Genomic DNA, 19755 nt, shown 5'->3' with positions numbered 1-19755 from the left:
CTGTTCGAGGCGGCCCGCCAGGCGGCGACCGCCGCGACCGGCCGGCACCCCTTCCTGCCCCGCTCGATGACGGCGGAATTCTCCCGGTACGCCGAGCTGCACAGCCCGTGCTGGATCGAGACGGAAGTGCTCGACGAGGATCCGCGGCATCCGCAGGACCCGGGGGACACGACCGTACGGGTCTCGGGGCGGCAGGACGGCGAGTCCGTCTTCAGCGCCACGCTGACCTGCGCGCAGCCGGCCCGGGTACGGTCCCTGTCGTGACAACCGGCTTTCTGATCACGGGCGCGAGCGGCTTCGTCGGCAGCAGGGTCGCCGCCGCCGCGCACCGGCAACCCGGCGTCCGCGTACGGACCTTGTCACGCCGTACGCCACCGGAAGCCGGCCCCGGCGAGTTCGTCCGCGGCGACCTCGGCGACCCGCCCTCCCTGCGCGGCGTCTGCGCGGGCGCCGACGTCCTGGTGCACTGCGCCACGCGGATCGACGGCGACGCAGGGACCGTCGAGGCCGTCAACGACCTGGGCACGCGGGCCCTGGTCGAGGAGGCCGTGCGCGCCGGGGTGCGCCGGATCGTGTACGTGAGCACGGCCGCCGTGTACGGCCGCGGCCCCTTCCGGGGTGTGCGGCCCGGGGAGGTGCCGATCGCGCCCGCGTCGGCCACCAGCCGCACCCGGGCCGCCGCCGAACGGCACGTCCTCGACGCGGGCGGTCTGGTGCTGCGCCCGCACCTCGTGTACGGCGAGGGCGACCGGTGGGTCGTCCCCGGACTGGTGTGGCTGCTGGGCGAGTTGTCCGCGACGGCCCTCACCGGCTGCGAGGCGCTCCAGTCGATGATCGACGTCGACACGCTGGGCCGTGCGGTGGTGGCCGCGGCCCTGTCCTCGGCGCACGACGGCGGTGTGCACCACGTCAACCACCCGGAGCCGGTGGCGGTCCCGGACCTGCTCGGGGCCGTGCGCGCACTGTCGGCGGAGCCCGGCGGCGGTGCGGCGGTGGACGTCGCCACCGCCCTGGACCGGGCCGCCGGGAAGCCGCTCGCCCTCCATCACCTCGGCATGCTCACGGTCGACCACTGGTTCGTGGACGACGCCTTCTGGAAGGACCTCGACTGCTCCCCCGGTGACGGGTTCGCGGCCGGGTTCAGGCGCGCGGCACCCTGGTACCGCTCGTTCCTCCAAGGCCGGAAAGCTTTCTGATCGCCTCCGCCTCCTCAGGACGCGGACCCGCCTGCGCACCGGGATCGCGGCCGTGCAGCAGCACGGGCAGCTCCTGGTGTCCGGTGGAGATGATGGACCGCAGCCGCCGCGGAGGCCTTGACGGATCGGCCAGGGCCAGCCGCGGGAACCGGTCGAACAGCGAGGTCAGGGCCACCGTCGCCTCGGCCATGGCCAGGGGCCGGCCCAGGCAGTGGTGCACGCCGTGGCCGAAGGAGACGTGGTCGCGGCTGGTGGACCGGGTGACGTCGAACAGCTCGGCGTCCGGGCCGTGCCGCTCGGGATCGCGCCCGGCACCGGCGAACGAGACCACGACCGGATCGCCCTTCGGAATCGTCAGGCCCGGCTCGATCTCGATCTCCTCGACGGCGTAGCGCAGCCCCGACATGGCGCCGGGCGCCTCGAAACGCAGCGACTCCTCGATGGCGTCCTCCCAGGTCACCTGCCCGGAGCGGACGAGTGCGAGCTGCTCGGGGTGGGCGAGCAGGCTGTGCACGGTGTTGTCGATGAGGTTGACGGTCGTCTCGAAGCCCGCGGTCAGCAGCAGGATCAGGTTGTCCATCAACTCCTGTTCGCTGAGGCTGCCTTCGTCGTGCGCGGCCATCAGGGCCGTCGTCAGGTCGTCGGCCGGGTGCTCGCGCTTGTACTGGAGGAACGCGGTCAGCGTGCCGTACAGCTCGACTCCGTTGGCCTGGGCATCCTCCAGGGTGATCGCCGTGTCGAAGAAGCGGCTGATGATGCGGTAGAGGGCACCCCGCGGACCGTTCTCACCCGGCGGTACGCCGAAGAGTTCGCACACCACCTCGTGCGGGATCGGCGCCGCGAACGCCGCCCGCAGATCGACGACTTCGCCCTCGGGGGTCCGCTCCAGGTCGTCCAGCGCCTGGTCGACGATCTCCTGGACGCGCGGCAGCAGCGCGTCGACGCGGCGCTTGGTGAAGGCGGCGGCCATCGGTTTGCGCAGCCGGCTGTGGTCGGCGCCGTAGGCCGTGACCATGTTGCGCACCGACACCCAGATCGCGAGCGGCCAGGTGCGGGAGATGTCCCCGTTGATCCAGGCCGGCCAGTGCTGGAAGGCGTCCTTGCTCGTCTCGGGGCCGGCCAGGAGCCGCTTGTTCAGCTCCAGGCCGTTGATCCACCACGCCCGTACGCCGCCCGGGAGTTCCACCTCCACGGCCGGCCCCTGGGCGCGGATCCGGGATATCTCGCCGTAGAGATCCTGGCCGGACGGGTCGATCGCCAGGAAGGGGCAGGCGTGCTGTGCCATGACTCATCGCTCCTTGGTCCAGAGGCTGGGGAACCATCGTGCGATCTACGTGACGAAAAAACTTGGCATCCGGTTTGTTTTGGCCACCACTTCACCCACTGTCGGCCAGGGGAAGTCCGGCACGGCACCGACCGGGACGCCCCGCTAGCGCAGGGCGAGCCCCGCCCGGCCCGGCTCCTCCAACGCCCCGTCGGTCTCCTTCCCCTCCGCCTCCCTGCCGGGGTCCGGCTCGGTCCCGGCCGGGTCCAGGGCACCGGCCAGGTGCGGTGCGGCCACGCACGGCAGCAGCAGGTGCCACAGGTCGGCCAGCGAGGGGCGGGTGAGCCAGCCGGGGTCCTCCCGGGCCAGCACCTCGATGCCGGTCGTGGCGGCGAGGACGACGGCGCTGGAGCGGTGCGAGGGCATCCCGGCGGCGAGTTCGCCCCTGCGCTCGGCCTCGGCCAGCAGCGCGTGCACGCACTCCCGCCACTCCCGGCGCAGGTCACGCACCCGCCCGGCGACCGCCTCGGCGTTGAGCCGCAGCCCCGCACGCACCACGACATCGGCACACAGCAGCCGGGCGACGTGGTGCGTGACGTCCACGAGGCGCTGGAGAGCGCACCCGTCGCCGCGGCGGCCCCGGGCCGCGATCTCGCGCAGGGCGCGGGCGGCCGCGTGCTCGACGGCTTCGGCCACGGCGGCCTTGTTCGCGAAGTGGAAGTGCAGCGCCCCGGAGCTGACGCCGGCTCCCGCGCTGATCTCCGCGAGGCTGGCCCGGACGTATCCCCGCGCCTCGAACTGCTCGGCCGCCGACCGGATCAGCGCGTGACGGGTCCGGACGGCCCGGTCCTGTTTGGTCACCCCTGGCTCCTGTGGAGGGCTCTGATGGCGACGCAATGAAACCAACTCGCTGGTTTTTCCACAACGCGCCGATGAGCCGGATGCCATGGTCCAGCCGTCCCACCCCTCCTGCACCGGCGCGATGCGCCCCTACGCCCGCAGATACGCCAGCACGGCCAGCACCCGGCGATGGGTCTCGTCCGCCGGGGGCAGGTCCAGCTTGGTGAGGATGCCGGAGATGTGCTTGCCGACGGCCGCCTCGGAGACGACCAGTTCGCGCGCGATCGAGCTGTTGGACCTGCCCTCCGCGATCAGCGCCAGCACCTCCCGCTCACGCGGGGTGAGCCGCTCCAGCGGGTCGCGGCGGCGGCGCAGCAACTGCCGTACGACCTCGGGGTCGACGACCGTGCCGCCGTCGGCCACCTCGCCGAGCGCCTCGACGAACTCCTCGACCTGGCCGACGCGGTCCTTGAGCAGATAGCCGACGCCCGTGCCGTCACCGGAGTCCAGCAGCTCGGCGGCGTAGCTGCGCTGCACGTACTGGCTGAGGACCAGGACGGGCAGCGTGGGCCGCTCCTGGCGCAGCCGTACGGCCGCGTGCAGGCCCTCGTCCTGGAAGCCGGGCGGCATCCGCACGTCCGTCACCACCACGTCGGGGGCGAGCTCCCCGACCGCGGCGATCAGTGCCCCGGCGTCCCCCACGGCCGCGACGACCTCGTGTCCGCAGCGGCCGAGCAGCCCGACGAGCCCGTCCCGCAGCAGCACGCTGTCCTCGGCCAGGACCACCCGCAGCGGTCGCTCAACTCGCAGGGCCACAAGGGATCTCCACACGCAGCAGGGTCGGTCCGCCGGGCGGACTGGACAGGGAGAGTCTGCCATCGAGCACCGACACCCGGTCGGCGAGTCCGGTCAGCCCGCTGCCCTCCCCGGCCCGCGCACCGCCGCGCCCGTCGTCGCGGATCCGCAGGACCAGCCGGCCGTCGCGGTGCCCGCCGCTCACCTCCGCCCGGCTCGCCCCGCTGTGCCGGCCCACGTTGGCGAGCGCCTCGCACACCACGAAGTACGCGGCGGCCTCGACGGCCTGGGAGAGCCGCCCGGGCAGCTCCAGGGCGACGTCCACGGGCACGGCCGAGCGGTCGGCGGCGTCGGCGACGGCGGCTTCGAGGCCGTAGTCGGCGAGGACCTTGGGGTGGATGCCGTGGATGAGCTCGCGCAACTCCGCGAGGGCCGTGCCCGCCTGCTCATGGGCCTTGGCGAGCTGGTCGGCCAGCGGTCCGGGCGGGGCGTCCAGCCGGGCCAGGCCGAGCGTCATCGTCAGGGCGACGAGCCGCTGCTGCGCCCCGTCGTGCAGATCGCGCTCGATCCGCCGCCGTTCCGCCTCGAAGGCGTCCACCAACCGCACCCGGGACCGGGCCAGTTCGACCACCCTGACCCCCAGGTCGGCCTCGCGCGGGGCGATCAGCAGCCGGGCCAGCCCGGCCCGCGCACCGGCGGCGACACCCAGCAGGTAGGCGCCCAGGGCGAGCAGGAGCAGTCCGAGGACGGCGAACCCGACGGCAGCCGGCCAGGTGGTGACCAGCCACACCTTGAGCACCTTCGCCTCTCCGGAGACGGCCACGAGCACCGGAGTCGCCACCACGGAGAGCGGCCCCAGCAGGAAGGCGGTGACCGCGAGAGCGTCGACCGGCCACAACAGCCCCGCGAACAGCAGGGCATGGCCGAGCTCCCGCCAGGTGGCCCGCTCCCGCAACCGGGTCGTCAGCCAGGCCCGCAGCCCCGGCTCCCCGGGCGCCTCGTGCGTATCGGGCGCCGGCTCCGCGTCGACCAGCCGCAGCCGGAACCGCTCCAGAGCCGCCACCGGAATGCCCGCCAGGGCCGTCCCCAGCAGCACAGGCAGCCCCACCAGCGCCAGGGCGAGCACCCCGCCGGCCGCCACCGAGACCACGAACCCCACGAGCACGACGGCACCGGTCACCGCGCCGGTGAGCAGGTATGCGGCCGACCGCCACGGCCACGCCCGCAGCAGATAGCCGGGGCGGGACATGGCCTGCCACACGTTCCGAGGATGCATGGGGATCACCGTAGAAGCGGGCCGGGGCCCCGGCCATGGGCCCAGACGGAGACCGGAGGCTATGCCTGGCCCTACCCCAGGTCTAGGCCCCGCCGCACTGCGCCGGACCGCCCCCGCCCGGTTTCGTGGAAGCGACACCGACACCAGGGGGAACCCATGACACCCGACGCCATCCGGCTGGACTCCGTCACCAGGGCATACGGACCCTTGACCGCACTCGACGAGGTCTGTCTGGCCTTCCCGGCCGGGACCTTCACCGCCGTCATGGGCCCCTCCGGCTCCGGCAAGTCGACGCTGCTCCAGTGTGCCGCCGGCCTGGACCGGCCCACCTCCGGCTCGGTCACCCTCGCCGGCACCGAACTGGCCGGGCTGAGCGAGCGCCGGCTGACCCTGCTGCGCCGCGAGCGCGTCGGGTTCGTCTTCCAGGCGTTCAACCTGCTGTCCTCGCTGACCGCCGAGCAGAACGTCGCCCTGCCCCTGCGGCTGGCCGGCCGGCGCGTCCCGAAGGCCCGCGTGCGCCAGGCGCTCCAGCAGGTCGGCCTGGCCGAACGAGCCCGGCACAGACCGTCCCGGCTCTCCGGCGGCCAGCAGCAACGCGTCGCCCTGGCCCGGGCGTTGATCACCCGCCCCGACGTGCTGTTCGCCGACGAACCGACCGGCGCCCTGGACACCCGGACCGGCCGCGAGGTGCTCGGGCTGCTGCGCGGCATGGTCGACCGCGAGGGCCAGACGGTCGTCATGGTCACGCACGACCCGGTGGCCGCCGCGTACGCGGACCGCGTGGTCTTCCTCGTCGACGGGCGCGTCCACGGGGAGTTGACCGCTCCGAGCGCCGACACCGTCGCCGCGCGCATGACCCGCCTGGAGGCCGTGCCGTGCTGAGCGTCGCCCTGCGCACCCTGCGCACCCGCTGGGCCACCTTCACCGGCAGCTTCGTCACGCTGTCGCTGGGCGTGGCACTGCTGACCGTGACGGGCCTGGCCCTGGCCTCGTCGGCCGCCGCCCCGCAGCGCGCCCCCGAACGCTTCGCGGCGGCGCCGGTCGTGGTCAAGGCCCAGGACACCCTGCGCGTGCCGACCCCGGCAGGCGACCGCGTCTCCCGCCTCGCCCACCCGCGCCCACTGCCCGCCACGACCGTCGCCGAGTTGCGGAAGCTGGGCCCGGTCGTGGCGGACAGGTCCTTCGCCGTCCACGCCACGGGCGCCCCGGCCGACCTGGTAGGCCATCCCTGGTCCACCGCCGCGTTCGCCCCCTACGACCTCGCCACCGGCCGAGCCCCCCGCACCGCCGGTGAGGTCGCCGTCACCGGCGACTGGACACGCCCCGGCCAACGCCTCGACACCGACCGGGGCCCGGTACGCGTCGTCGGCACGCTCACCTCGCGCGGCTTCGAGAACGCCGTGTTCTTCACCGACGCCCGCGCGGCCCGACTCGCGCCCGCGGTCACCCAGGTGGCCGTCGCGGCCGATCCGGCAGCCGTGCGGGAGGCGGTGGGCGACAGCGCCCAGGTCCTCACCGGGGCATCGCGCCGCCTCGCCGACGCCGACCCCGGCCGGGACGGCGAGGCGCTCACCGCGATGAACTCCCTGTTCGGCACCGCCGGCGGCGTCACCGCCTTCGTGTCGGTCTTCGTCGTGGCGTCGACCTTCGCCTTCGCGGTCGCCCAGCGGCGCCGGGAGTTCGCCCTGCTGCGCACCGCCGGGGCCACCCCGGGCCAGATCCGCCGGACCGTCCTCGTCGAAGCCCTGGCCGTCGGCACGCTCGCCTCGGCCGCCGGATGCGCCCTCGGCTCCCGCGCGGCGCCGCGCCTCGCGGCCTGGGTCGTCGGCAACGATCTCGCCCCGGCCTGGTTCACCATCGGCGACCACACCTGGCCGTACCACGCGGCCTTCTGGACCGGCCTGCTCGTCGCGCTGTGCGGAGCGACCGCGGCGTCCTGGCGGGCCGGCCGCACCGGCCCCACCGAGGCGCTGCGCGAGGCCGCAGCCGAGAGCGGGACGATCACCCGGGGCCGCCTGCTGTCCGGCACGGCCCTGCTGCTGGCGGCCGCGGTGACCCTGGGCCTGTCCCTGGCCGGCGACCCGGCCGACCTGCTGCACCGCAAGACCTACGTCAGCCGCCCGATGCTGCTGATCACCGCGGCCGCCCTGCTCTCCCCGCTCGTGCTGGGCCCCCTGACCCGGCTGCTGACCTGGCTCCCGGGCTCCTGCGCCCTGCTCGTGCGCGAGAACACCGCCGCCGGGATGCGCCGCACCGCCGCGCTCGCGGCCCCCGTCCTGGTCACCGTCGCCCTCGCGGGCTCCCTCCTCGGCGCCACCACGACCCTGAACCGGGCGCAGGCCGCCGAGACGAGCGAGCGCACCACCGCCGCCTTCGTCGTGACCCCGCCGGCCGGCACCGGCTTCGACGCGGCCGCCCTGCGCCGACTGCGCGCCGTCCCGGGCACCGCGATGTCACCGACGTCCTCGACGGCCGTCCACGTCCTGGAGGACGGCGTGGCCCTCATCCGCTCCGAGGCCCGCGCCGCCGCCCCCGGCCCCCTCGCGGCCACCACCCGCCTGCCCCTGGCCGCCGGAGCGGTGGACGACCTCGACGACGACTCGATCATCGTCAACGAGGAGTGGCAGCGGCACCGGGTGGGCGACCGCGTCCGGATCTGGCTCGGTGACGGAACACCGCGCACCCTGCGGATCGCCGCGGTGATGCCCACCGGCACCGGCGACAACGGCGTCTACGTCACCCCGCGCAACGCCCCGGGCGCCACGGTCGACCGGATCGACGTGGCCCTGACCGCCGGCGCGGACCCGAAAACCGTCGCCGCCGCCCTCCACCAGGCACTCGGCACCGGGAACGGCCAGGTCCTCACCCGCGACGCCTGGATCCGGGCCACCCACCCCGAGACGAACCGCACCACCCGCCTCGGCCTCCTACTGGTCCTCGGCATCGCCCTTCTCTACACGGGCATCTCCGTGGCCAACACCATGGTCATGGCGACGTCGGACCGGGCCCGCGACCTGGCCGTACTGCGGCTGGCCGGCGCCACCCGGTGGCAGGTCCTGCGGCTGACCGGCGCCGAGGCCCTGACGGTCGTGGCGGCCGGCGCCCTCCTCGGCCTCCTGGTCGCCGCCGTCAACCTGGCCGGCATGGCGGGCGCCCTCGCCCTGCTGTCGGCCCCGGTCACGATCGAGCTCCCCTGGCAGGCCTTCGGCACGACGACGGCCGTCTGCGCCCTCCTCGCCGTGACCTCCGCGCTCACCCCGGCCACCCTCGCCCTGCGCCGCCGCCCGGCGGAACTGGCGGGTGTACGGGAGTGACAGGTACACGGACGCCCCGAGGCCGGGTCCATCCGATGACGAACCCGATAATCTGGCAGCCGTGAAACGGACCTCGTTCGGCACCTGGCCCTGCTCCATAGCCCGCACCGCCGACATCCTCGGCGACGCCTGGAGCCTGCTGGTGCTGCGCGAGGTCTTCTACGGCGAATCCCGCTTCGACGGCTTCATCGGCTCGCTCGGCATCGCCCGCAACACCCTCACCGACCGGCTGCGCCGCCTGGAGTCCGAGGGCCTGCTGCGGCGGCAGGCCTACCAGAGCGACCCGGTCCGCCACGCGTACCTGCTGACGGACAAGGGCCGCGACTTCTTCGGCGTACTCGCCGCGATCAACGCCTGGGGCGACCGCTGGCTGGCCGGCGACGAGGGCGCCCCGGTCGTCCTGCGTCACACACCGTGCGACCACGACACCGAGGCCCGGGTCGTCTGCTCCTCCTGCGGCGAGCCGCTGCGCCACGAGGACACGGCCGCCCGCACGGGCCCCGGCTACCCGGCCCGCCTCCTCGACGACCCCGCCATACGCGAACGCTTCGCCCCCGGCCGATCCCTGGGGGACGCCCGGGCCGACCGGGCCTGAGCACAACGAGGCCTGAGAGCTTCCTCACACGCGCAACCCCTGGGCCCGCGAGACAACCCTCACATCCTCGGACGCGAGGAGGCACGAAAAAGGGCGGCATCTGAACGATGCCGCCCTTTTTCGACGGTGCGCGAGGGGGGAGTTGAACCCCCACGCCCTTGCGGGCACTGGAACCTGAATCCAGCGCGTCTGCCTATTCCGCCACCCGCGCATTGGGTGTGTCGTGGGCTCCTGCCCCAGGGGGCCCGGCGCCTTCCGACACCCAGAACATTAGCACGCGGGGCGGGGTGGATTCACATCCGTTCTTCCGCAGGCAGACCCGCCTCCGAACCTTCGGTGCCCTGGCCACGTATCAACGCGTGTCGCTGCACGTATCAACCTCGTACCGGTACCCCCCGTCTCCCCAGGAGGCGGTAGGGGTCCACAGCCCGGTGCGGGACACTGGTCTTCAGCCGCCTCTACGATCCTTGTCAGGAGTCCGGGAGAGCGGTTGCGCGGCAGCCGTAGCACCGGAGGAGTTCGAAGGAGAGCTCCACAGGGAACTTCGTCATGCGTCGACACCCGTCGGCCGTGCTGACAGGGGGAACCAGCCGATCGAGCGGCGCGTGGATACGATCAGTAAGCAGTACCAGGCAAGCGGCCCGCAGGGCAGTACACAGGACGGCAGCGACGGAGGAGGTGCCCCATGGGAGTCCTGAAGAAGTTCGAGCAGCGTCTCGAAGGTCTGGTCAACGGCACCTTCGCCAAGGTGTTCAAGTCCGAGGTCCAGCCCGTGGAGATCGCCGGCGCGCTCCAGCGCGAGTGCGACAACAACGCCACCATCTGGAACCGCGACCGGACGGTCGTGCCCAACGACTTCATCGTGGAGCTGAGCACGCCGGACTTCGAGCGGCTCAGCCCCTACTCCGGCCAGCTCGGCGACGAGCTCGCCGGCATGGTGCGCGACTACGCCAAGCAGCAGCGCTACACCTTCATGGGCCCGATCAAGGTGCACCTGGAGAAGGCCGACGACCTGGACACCGGTCTGTACCGGGTGCGCAGCCGTACGCTCGCCTCCTCCAGCAACCAGCAGGGCCCGTCAGGCGCCGCCGCACCCGCCGCCCCGCCCGCCGGACGTCCCGGCGGCTACGGCTACCCGCCGGCCGCCGCGCCCGCGGGCGCCCCGCCCATGCCGGCCGCGCCGCCGCCCGGCGGCCGCCCCGGCGGGTACGGCTACCCGCCGGCCGCGAGCGCACAGCGGCCCCCGGCCGCCCCGCCCGCCGGCGGACGCACGCGCCACTGGATCGAGATCAACGGCACCCGCCATCAGATCTCCCGCCCGACGCTGGTGCTGGGCCGCAGCACCGACGCCGACGTGCGGATCGACGACCCCGGCGTCTCCCGCCGGCACTGCGAGATCCGGACCGGAACGCCCTCGACGATCCAGGATCTCGGATCCACCAACGGCATCGTGGTGGACGGGCAGCACACCACCCGCGCTACGCTCCGCGACGGCTCGCGGATCGTCGTGGGCAGCACCACCATCATTTACCGGCAAGCCGAAGGGTGAAGCGGGGGCAATGTCAGAGCTGACCCTCACGGTCATGCGGCTGGGTTTCCTGGCCGTACTGTGGCTGTTCGTGATCGTGGCCGTGCAGGTCATCCGGAGCGACCTGTTCGGTACGCGCGTCACCCAGCGCGGAGCGCGCCGGGAGGCAGGCCGGCAGCAGCAGGCCGCCCGCCAGGCCCCGCCGCAGCAGCGCCAGCAGTCCGGCGGCGGCCGCCGCGGCCGTAACGCTCCCACCAAGCTGGTCGTGACCGAGGGCACCCTCACCGGCACCACGGTCGCGCTCCAGGGCCAGACCATCACCCTGGGCCGGGCGCACGACTCGACGATCGTGCTGGACGACGACTACGCCTCCAGCCGCCATGCCAGGATCTACCCGGACCGCGACGGCCAGTGGATCGTCGAGGACCTCGGCTCCACCAACGGCACGTACCTGGACCGGAACCGGCTGACGACTCCCACACCGATTGCGCTGGGCGCGCCGATCCGCATCGGCAAGACCGTCATCGAGCTGCGGAAGTAGTACGACAATGAGCGAGCGGAGCGAGCACGCAGTGGCGGGCCCCACCCCGGGCCCCGGCGCGCTCCCGACCGGAGGGTGGGCAGTGTGGCTCGACACGACCGGCTGTACCCGGAGCCGACAGGCGAGGTGCGCATGAGTCTGTCACTGCGCTTCGCCGCCGGATCGCACAAGGGGATGATCCGGGAGGGCAACGAGGACTCCGGATACGCCGGCCCGCGCCTGCTCGCCATCGCCGACGGCATGGGCGGCGCCGCGGCGGGCGAGGTCGCCTCCTCCGAGGCCATCTCCACGATCGTCGCGCTCGACGACGACGTCCCCGGCTCCGACATCCTCACCTCGCTCGGCACGGCCGTACAGCGCGCCAACGACCAGCTGCGCTCGATGGTCGAGGAGGACCCCCAGCTCGAGGGCATGGGCACCACCCTCACCGCCCTGCTCTGGACCGGCCAGCGCCTCGGCCTGGTGCACGTCGGCGACTCGCGCGCGTACCTCCTCCGCGACGGCGTCCTGACGCAGATCACGCAGGACCACACCTGGGTGCAGCGCCTGGTCGACGAGGGCCGCATCACCGAGGAAGAGGCCACGACCCACCCGCAGCGCTCCCTCCTGATGCGCGCGCTCGGCAGCGGCGACCACGTCGAACCGGACCTGTCCATCCGCGAGGTCCGCGCCGGCGACCGCTACCTGATCTGCTCCGACGGCCTGTCCGGCGTGGTGTCCCACCAGACCCTGGAGGACACCCTCGCCAGCTACCAGGGCCCCCAGGAGACCGTCCAGAACCTGATCGAGCTGGCCCTGCGTGGCGGCGGCCCGGACAACATCACCGTCATCGTCGCCGACGTCCTCGACCTGGACACCGGCGACACTCTCGCCGGGCAGCTGTCCGACACCCCCGTCGTGGTCGGCGCCGTCGCCGAGAACCAGCATCAGCACCACGACAACGGCATCATGCAGACCCCCGCCGGCCGCGCCTCCGGGCTCGGCCGCCAGGGGCACGGCCAGGGCGGCGGAGGCGGCGAGTTCGGCCCGCCCGGCTCCGGCGACACCACCGGCTACATCCCGGCGGCCGGCCTGGGCTACGGCGACGACGACTTCACCAAGCCCCGCAGGAAGGGCCGCTGGCTGAAGAGATCCTTCTACGGCGTCCTCGCGCTGGCCGTCATCGGCGGCGGCCTGTACGGCGGCTGGCGCTGGACGCAGACGCAGTACTACGTCGGCGCCGAGGACGAACACGTCGCGCTGTACCGGGGCATCAGCCAGGACCTGGCCTGGGTGTCCTTGTCGGAGGTCGAGAAGGACCACCCCGAGATCGAACTCAAGTACCTGCCGCCCTACCAGCAGAAGCTGGTCAAGGCGACCATCGCCGAGGGCGGGCTGAAGAACGCCCAGGCGAAGATCCAGGAACTGTCGGTGCAGGCCTCCGCGTGCAAGAAGGAGGCGCAGCGGCGCGAAGCCGAGAGCGAGAACAACGCCAAGACCGGCGAGGGCGAGGCCGGGGGCACCACGGGAACCACTCCCGCCTCCTTCACGTCCAAGGCCACACCGACGCCGAACCCGACGAACCCGTCGGGCTCGCCGTCGGCGCCGGATAAGTCCCCGAACCCGTCCACGACCGCACCTACTCCCAGCCCCGGCCCCAGCCTCTCGGAGGAAGAGCAGAAGGTCGTCTCGCTGTGCGGTAAGCAGTAGGCAAGCCGTGAGAGGCCCTGTTACACGATGAGCGGTACGAATACGTCGCACTCGCCGCAGCACCACACGTCCACGATCGGCGCGATCGGCGCACCGAGCAGACGCAACACCGAGCTGGCACTGCTGGTGTTCGCCGTCGTCATCCCGGTGTTCGCCTATGCCAACGTCGGCCTGGCCATCAACGACTCGGTACCGCCGGGCCTGTTGAGTTACGGCCTCGGACTCGGCCTGCTCGCGGGCGTCGGCCATCTCGTCGTACGGAAGTTCGCGCCGTACGCGGACCCGCTGATGCTGCCGCTGGCGACGCTGCTGAACGGGATCGGTCTGGTCGTCATCTGGCGGCTGGACCAGTCCAAGCGACTCAGCAACTACGCCGATGCCGCACCGCGCCAGCTGCTGTACTCGGCGCTGGGCGTCACCCTGCTGGCGGTCGTACTGGTCTTCCTCAAGGACCACCGTGTCCTGCAGCGCTACACGTACATCTCGATGGCGGGTGCGCTGTTCCTGCTGATCCTGCCGCTCGTGCCAGGACTCGGCGCGAACATCTACGGCGCCAAGATCTGGATCAAGATCCCCGGCCTCGGCACGCTCCAGCCCGGTGAGTTCGCGAAGATCATCCTCGCGGTCTTCTTCGCCGGCTATCTCATGGTCAAGAGAGATGCCCTGGCCCTGGCCAGCCGCCGCTTCATGGGCCTGTACCTGCCCCGCGGCCGCGACCTCGGTCCGATTCTCGTCGTCTGGGTGATCTCGATCCTCATCCTGGTCTTCGAGACCGACCTCGGTACGTCGCTGCTGTTCTTCGGAATGTTCGTCATCATGCTGTACGTCGCCACCGAGCGGACCAGCTGGATCGTCTTCGGTCTGCTGATGTCCGCGGTCGGCGCCGTCAGTGTGGCGAGCTTCGAGCCGCACATCCAGACGCGTGTGCAGGCCTGGCTCGACCCGGCCCGCGAGTTCAAGCTCTCCCGCTCCGGCATCCAGGACGGCGTCGTCCACTCCGAGCAGGCGATGCAGGCCCTGTGGGCCTTCGGCTCCGGCGGCACGCTCGGCACCGGCCTCGGACAGGGCAACTCCGACCTGATCGGCTTCGCCGCCAACTCCGACTTCATCCTCGCCACCTTCGGCGAGGAGCTCGGTCTCGCTGGCGTCATGGCGATCCTGCTGCTCTACGGCCTGATCGTCGAACGGGGTGTGCGTACCGCACTCGCAGCCCGCGACCCCTTCGGCAAGCTTCTGGCCATCGGCCTGTCCGGCGCCTTCGGCCTCCAGGTCTTCGTCGTGGCCGGCGGCGTCATGGGCCTCATTCCGCTGACCGGTATGACGCTGCCGTTCGTGGCATACGGCGGTTCCTCCGTGATCGCCAACTGGGCCCTGATCGGCATCCTGCTACGCATCAGCGACACCGCCCGCCGCCCGGCTCCCGCTCCAGCCGGCGACCCCGATGCCGAGATGACCCAGGTGGTCCGCCCGTCATGAACAAGCCCCTGCGCCGAATCGCGATCTTCTGCGGCCTGCTCGTTCTGGCCCTGCTGATCCGCGACAACTGGATTCAGTACGTCAAGGCCGACGAACTGAGGACCGATACCAAGAACCGCCGCGTCTCGATCGAGCGCTACGCCTCGCCGCGCGGCGACATCATCGTCGGCGGCGACCCCATCACCGGGCACGCGACGACCACGTCGGGCGACTTCAAGTACAAGCGCACCTACAAGGACGGGCCCATGTGGGCGCCCGTCACCGGCTTCGTCTCACAGGCCTTCGGCGCCAACCAGCTGGAGAACCTCGAGGACGGCATCCTCTCCGGCAACGACGACCGGCTCTTCTTCCGCAACACGCTCGACATGCTGACGGGCAAGAAGAAGGAGGGCGGCAACGTCGTCACCACGCTCAACGCCGCCGCGCAGAAGGCCGCCTACAACGGCCTGAAGAAGCAGGGCGGCAAGGGCGCGGTGGTGGCTCTGGAGCCGTCCACCGGCAAGATCCTGGCGCTGTCGTCCTTCCCGTCGTACGACCCGTCGTCGATCGCCGGCAACAGCTCCAAGGACGCCGAGGCCTGGAAGAAGCTGGACAAGAAGAACAACCCGGACGACCCGATGCTCAACCGGGCCCTGCGCGAGACGTACCCGCCCGGCTCCACTTTCAAGGTCCTCACCGCGGCCGCCGCCCTGGAGGACGGGCTGTACACGGACGCGGACCAGAAGACGAAGTCGCCGCTGCCCTGGACCATGCCGGGCACCACGACCCAGCTGAAGAACGAGGGGAACATCCCCTGCGAGAACGCCACCCTCCGGGCGGCGCTCCAGTACTCCTGCAACACCGTCTTCGGCAAGATCGGCTCCGACCTCGGCAACGAGAAGATGCTGGCCGAGGCCAAGAAGTTCGGCTTCACCGAGGAGCAGTTCACGCCGGTCCGCTCCAGCGCGTCGGTGTTCTCCGACAACATGAACCCCTCGCAGACCGCGCTGTCCTCCATCGGCCAGTTCAACACCGCGGCCACCCCGCTGCAGATGGCCATGGTCGCCTCGGCCGTCGCCAACCACGGCACCCTGATGAAGCCGTACATGGTCGACGAACTCCAGGCCCCGAACGTCGACACCATCGAGAAGACCGAGCCGGAGGAGATGAGCAAGCCGATGTCGGCCGAGAACGCCCAGATCCTCCAGTCGATGATGGAGACCGTGGTCGAGAAGGGCACGGGCACGAACGCCAAGATCCCCGGCGTCAAGGTGGGCGGCAAGACCGGTACCGCCCAGCACGGCGTCGACAACAGCGAGAACCCCTACGCGTGGTTCATCTCGTACGCCAAGGGCGACGACGGCAGCTCGCCGGTCGCCGTGGCGGTCGTGATCGAGGACGACAACGCCGTCCGTGACGACATCTCCGGTGGCGGCCTCGCGGCGCCGATCGCGAGGAACGTGATGGAGGCGGTCATCGACAGCAAGAAGTGACCCCGCTCACGTCTGCTTCACATCGATGCACGTTGCGATACCGGTCCTGTATCGGCTGACGGGCTTGGCCAGGTCACACAAAGCGAGCCGGGTACGGTAGGCCCGGACGGCAGCCTCCGACCGTACAAGTTTCCGGTCGGGACCGACGGAGAGGGCTGGTAGGTAGCTATGGAAGAGCCGCGTCGCCTCGGCGGCCGGTACGAACTGGGCCAGGTGCTCGGGCGTGGTGGCATGGCGGAGGTCTACCTCGCGCATGACACCCGCCTCGGCCGCACCGTGGCGGTGAAGACGCTGCGCGCGGATCTCGCGCGTGACCCTTCCTTCCAGGCCCGGTTCCGCCGGGAGGCCCAGTCGGCCGCCTCGCTCAACCATCCCGCGATCGTCGCGGTCTACGACACGGGCGAGGACTACATCGACGGGGTCTCGATCCCGTACATCGTCATGGAGTACGTAGACGGCTCGACGCTCCGCGAACTGCTCCACAGCGGCCGCAAGCTCCTGCCCGAGCGCGCCATGGAAATGACCATCGGCATCCTCCAGGGCCTGGAGTACGCCCACCGCAACGGCATCGTCCACCGCGACATCAAGCCCGCGAACGTCATGCTGACGCGCAACGGCCAGGTCAAGGTGATGGACTTCGGCATCGCCCGTGCCATGGGCGACTCCGGCATGACCATGACGCAGACGGCAGCCGTCATCGGCACCGCCCAGTACCTCTCGCCGGAACAGGCGAAGGGCGAGCAGGTCGACGCGCGGTCGGACCTCTACTCCACCGGCTGTCTCCTCTACGAACTCCTGACGGTGCGGCCCCCGTTCGTCGGCGACTCCCCGGTCGCCGTCGCGTACCAGCACGTACGCGAAGAGGCCCAGGCCCCGTCGGTCTTCGACCCCGAGATCACGCCCGAGATGGACGCCATCGTCCTCAAGGCACTGGTCAAGGACCCGGACTACCGCTACCAGTCGGCCGACGAGATGCGCGCCGACATCGAGGCCTGCCTCGACGGCCAGCCGGTCGCGGCCACGGCCGCGATGGGCTCGGTGGGTTACGGCGGCTACCCCGACGACCAGCCGACGACGGCCCTGCGCGCGGACTCCGGCGCGGGCGCCACGTCGATGCTGCCCCCGATGAACCCGGACGACGACGGCTACGGCTACGACGACCGCCCCGACCGGCGCCGTCAGCAGCAGCGCAAGTCCAACACGTCGACGATCCTGCTCGTGGTGGCGGGCGTCCTCGTACTGGTCGGAGCGATCCTGATCGGACGGTGGGCGTTCAGTGGCAACGGAGGCGTGAGCGACGACACACTCGCCGCACCCAACTTCGTCGGCGAGACCCAGCAGAACGCCCGGAAGCTGGCCGACAACGCCGACCTGAAACTGACCTTCTCCAAGAAGCCCTGCGAGAACCAGACCAAGGGCAACATCTGCGACCAGGACCCGAAGGCCGGAACGGACGTCACGAAGGGCGACACCATCTCCCTGGTGGTGTCGACCGGGGCGCCGAAGGTGGCGGTACCGAGCGTCGTGGGCGACACCCTGGACGAGGCCAAGGCGAAGCTGGAGGACGACAAGTACGAGTTCGAGGTCGAGACGAAGTCGAAGGAGTCCACGGAGGACCCCGGCACCGTGCTCGAGCAGAACCCGGAACTGGGCGAGGAGGTGGAGAAGGGCACCACCATCACCCTCACCATCGCCAAGGAGGCGGCGAAGTCCACCGTCCCGGACGTGCTCGGCCGGGACTGTGACGCGGCCAAGCAGCAGATGCAGGCCAGCAACCTCGTCGGCAACTGCACCGAGGTGGAGACGGACGACGACAGCCAGGTCGGCAAGGTCATCGCGACCACGCCACAGGCCGGCACGTCGGTCGACCCGAACTCGTCGGTCAACATCCAGATCGGCAAGAAGAAGCAGCAGCAGAAGGTCAAGGTCCCCCAGCTCGTCGGCCAGACGGTCGCCCAGGCCAAGCAGACGCTCGCCGGACTCGGCTTCACGAAGATCCAGTTCGCGAACGGCAGCGACCAGGGCGACAACGCCCTCGTCTCCGGCCAGGACCCGCAGGCCAACACCGAGGTCGACGACCCGGCGAACACGACGATCACCCTCCAGACCGTCGGCTTCGGCAACAACGGCGGCAACAACAACGGCGGAGGCGGCAACGGCGGCATCTTCGGCGGCGTCACCGGCCAATAACGGGACTGCCCCCTCGACTCGCCCGCTCAGGCCCCGGCACCCTCCACAGGGCGCCGGGGCCCAGCCGTGTCAGCGCACCCTTCATCGTGTTATCGAGCGCGCCTTACTGACGACCCTTCGATGGGATTCAGCCAGGAGCGCGAGATCCTTCTCGTTTTCCTCGATCAGGGACTTCTGGATGTCGGATTCCCGGCCACTCCATATCTTCACCAGGCCGGTGCGCTCCTTGCATTCGATGTCCGTGGTCGCGACAGATATCTCGCGCTTTGTGATTTCCTTTCCGGAGTTCTCGGCCGCCCCGAGTGCCTGCAGCGGAGTGCCGTACGAGAAACCTTTGTCGTTCATGCATCGTGACCAAGCTCGGGTAGCCTTCACGACTTCAGGGGATTTCAGCGACTCGGTAAAGCTGTCGACAGCGATGGCACTCGCCACCTCAGCGCCCTTCGCGTAGGTATATTTCCCTCGAATATCCGATTTGGCTCGACCCAGACAGCCGCCCTCCGGAACTTTCCGCCCGTTCACCTCGATGGTTTGATTCGGCTGACCGTTAAGAGCCAGGAGCTGCTTCTCCGACAGGTCTGTCTGCTTCCCAGAAGACGCCGATTCGGGAAAGTGATAGCCCTGCAACGAGGCAACCTTGGAATTCAGCACGCCATACCGCCGATTACTCCCGGGTTGGTATTTTGCAGGCGACTCGGCGCGTTTCAGCTCATAGGTGAGCCCGTATTCCCGCATGCAGTCACGTGTGAGCTTCCATTCCGCACGGGAGATCAAATCGAGCTCATCGGGAGTGAACGCATACTTGCCGATCGGGAGCTCCAAGTAGCCTTCCAAAGACGAGGCCTCGGCAACGTCACTGCCCGGTGAGACGGAAGCGGGTTCCGGCGTCGGTCGCTCAACCCGGCTCTCATTCCCGCCGCAAGCCGTGGCGCAGACCAGCAGGGCGCAGGCCAGCAGGGTAATGCGCAAGGGCCTTCCAATGTCCTGAGACATCGATCCTCCAGCGTAAAAAGAAGGTGCCGAACGCGTCGTACACGCGTCCGGCACCCGACACCTCAGGTCTGCTCAGAACTGGTAGCAGTCGTACCGTCCCGCCTCGCCGTCCTTCACCCTGAGGGAAGCGTTCTCGTTGTACGTGTTCTGCAGTCGGTTCGCAATGGAGTACCGACCGCCCTGCGCCCAGAGCCAGTCACAGGCTCCGCCCTGGTTGCTGTTGAAATAGATGATCGCACTCTCGTCCGGGGTCTTCGAGAGGAAGAACGCCGAGGCCGCATTGTTCTTGACAGGCAGCCCCTTCCCATTGGAATTCGAGGCGAAGGTGTATCCAGCCAGGCTGTCCAGATCGCCGTACCCGACGAAGCTTGTGTGAGACCCCTGCTGATTGGAGTTGTAGTAGAGCGACAGACACGGCCGGACGTCCTCGCAGCTGGACCCCGAGTAAGAGAGCGCACCGGCCTGGGAAACACCTGCGAGAGACACCAGGGCAGTGGTGACGCCCACGGCAGCCGCCTTCTTGAAAAACTGCACACTTCCCCCTCTTCGAACGTTCATTCGGTCGAATGAATGATATTCGTACGAA

General features: G+C 70.7%; 16 protein-coding genes, 1 tRNA gene and 1 pseudogene. 11 read left to right on the top strand and 7 right to left on the bottom strand.

Features of this window, described 5'->3' with window-relative positions; genetic code table 11:
* Positions 1-264, top strand: a pseudogene (locus CCL05_RS46095) (AfsA-related hotdog domain-containing protein); the annotation flags it as partial.
* Positions 261-1196 (top strand): NAD-dependent epimerase/dehydratase family protein, encoded by a 936-nt coding sequence (locus CCL05_RS12220; protein ID WP_086560527.1) that lies wholly within the window; start codon positions 261-263, stop codon positions 1194-1196. The pseudogene CCL05_RS46095 and the gene CCL05_RS12220, both read left to right, overlap by 4 nt.
* Here the strand turns inward: CCL05_RS12220 and CCL05_RS12215 are convergent.
* The 4 genes from CCL05_RS12215 to CCL05_RS12200 form a co-directional block, all read right to left on the bottom strand.
* A complete protein-coding gene (locus CCL05_RS12215; RefSeq protein WP_086560526.1) occupies positions 1141-2481 on the bottom strand; it encodes a cytochrome P450 family protein in 1341 nt (446 codons plus the stop codon). The two genes, CCL05_RS12220 and CCL05_RS12215, sit on opposite strands and share 56 nt — an antisense overlap.
* A 144-nt stretch (positions 2482-2625) precedes the next feature.
* Positions 2626-3321, bottom strand: a complete 696-nt coding sequence (locus CCL05_RS12210) for a ScbR family autoregulator-binding transcription factor (protein ID WP_086560525.1) — start codon at positions 3319-3321, stop codon at positions 2626-2628.
* Positions 3322-3450: 129 nt separating this feature from the next.
* On the bottom strand, positions 3451-4110 hold the full coding sequence (locus tag CCL05_RS12205; protein ID WP_208641460.1) for a response regulator: 660 nt from the start codon (positions 4108-4110) through the stop codon (positions 3451-3453).
* Complete coding sequence (locus tag CCL05_RS12200; protein WP_244204252.1) at positions 4100-5371, bottom strand: sensor histidine kinase; 1272 nt, start codon at positions 5369-5371, stop codon at positions 4100-4102. Before CCL05_RS12200 ends, CCL05_RS12205 begins: the two co-directional genes overlap by 11 nt.
* A gap of 156 nt (positions 5372-5527) precedes the next feature.
* Here CCL05_RS12200 and CCL05_RS12195 point away from each other — a divergent pair, with 156 nt between their 5' ends.
* From CCL05_RS12195 to CCL05_RS12185, 3 genes are all read left to right on the top strand, one after another.
* A complete protein-coding gene (locus CCL05_RS12195) occupies positions 5528-6253 on the top strand; it encodes an ABC transporter ATP-binding protein (protein ID WP_086560522.1) in 726 nt (241 codons plus the stop codon).
* Positions 6247-8685 (top strand): FtsX-like permease family protein, encoded by a 2439-nt coding sequence (locus CCL05_RS12190; RefSeq protein WP_086560521.1) that lies wholly within the window; start codon positions 6247-6249, stop codon positions 8683-8685. The genes CCL05_RS12195 and CCL05_RS12190 overlap by 7 nt, the downstream gene beginning before the upstream one ends.
* A 61-nt stretch (positions 8686-8746) precedes the next feature.
* Positions 8747-9280 (top strand): winged helix-turn-helix transcriptional regulator, encoded by a 534-nt coding sequence (locus CCL05_RS12185; protein WP_086560520.1) that lies wholly within the window; start codon positions 8747-8749, stop codon positions 9278-9280.
* A gap of 127 nt (positions 9281-9407) precedes the next feature.
* Here CCL05_RS12185 and CCL05_RS12180 read toward each other — a convergent pair.
* Positions 9408-9491: transfer RNA gene (locus CCL05_RS12180), tRNA-Leu, on the bottom strand.
* 474 nt (positions 9492-9965) lie between these two features.
* Between CCL05_RS12180 and CCL05_RS12175 the strand changes: the two genes are divergently transcribed.
* The 6 genes from CCL05_RS12175 (at position 9966) to pknB (ending at position 18176) form a co-directional block, all read left to right on the top strand.
* On the top strand, positions 9966-10829 hold the full coding sequence (locus CCL05_RS12175; protein WP_086560519.1) for an FhaA domain-containing protein: 864 nt from the start codon (positions 9966-9968) through the stop codon (positions 10827-10829).
* Between the two features lie 10 nt (positions 10830-10839).
* Complete coding sequence (locus tag CCL05_RS12170; protein ID WP_086560518.1) at positions 10840-11349, top strand: FHA domain-containing protein FhaB/FipA; 510 nt, start codon at positions 10840-10842, stop codon at positions 11347-11349.
* Between the two features lie 132 nt (positions 11350-11481).
* Positions 11482-13038: a Stp1/IreP family PP2C-type Ser/Thr phosphatase gene (locus tag CCL05_RS12165; protein WP_086560517.1), complete on the top strand. Its 1557-nt coding sequence runs from the start codon at positions 11482-11484 to the stop codon at positions 13036-13038.
* Between the two features lie 27 nt (positions 13039-13065).
* Positions 13066-14514, top strand: a complete 1449-nt coding sequence (locus CCL05_RS12160; RefSeq protein ID WP_086560516.1) for an FtsW/RodA/SpoVE family cell cycle protein — start codon at positions 13066-13068, stop codon at positions 14512-14514.
* Entirely contained in the window at positions 14511-15986 is a 1476-nt protein-coding gene (locus CCL05_RS12155) for a peptidoglycan D,D-transpeptidase FtsI family protein (protein ID WP_086560515.1), read from the top strand. Before CCL05_RS12160 ends, CCL05_RS12155 begins: the two co-directional genes overlap by 4 nt.
* Before the next feature lie 168 nt (positions 15987-16154).
* Complete coding sequence (gene pknB, locus CCL05_RS12145; protein WP_086560514.1) at positions 16155-18176, top strand: Stk1 family PASTA domain-containing Ser/Thr kinase; 2022 nt, start codon at positions 16155-16157, stop codon at positions 18174-18176.
* 81 nt (positions 18177-18257) lie between these two features.
* On the opposite strand, the gene CCL05_RS44475 is transcribed toward pknB, so the two are convergent.
* Positions 18258-19145 (bottom strand): hypothetical protein, encoded by an 888-nt coding sequence (locus CCL05_RS44475; protein WP_244204251.1) that lies wholly within the window; start codon positions 19143-19145, stop codon positions 18258-18260.
* Positions 19146-19241: 96 nt separating this feature from the next.
* Positions 19242-19703, bottom strand: a complete 462-nt coding sequence (locus CCL05_RS12135; RefSeq protein WP_086560512.1) for a hypothetical protein — start codon at positions 19701-19703, stop codon at positions 19242-19244.
* Positions 19704-19755: the final 52 nt, after the last annotated feature.

This window comes from Streptomyces africanus (assembly GCF_002150735.1).
Classification (GTDB): domain Bacteria; phylum Actinomycetota; class Actinomycetes; order Streptomycetales; family Streptomycetaceae; genus Streptomyces; species Streptomyces africanus.
The sequence above is the reverse complement of the archived record's forward strand: the minus strand, read 5'-3'. Positions and strand labels throughout refer to the sequence as shown.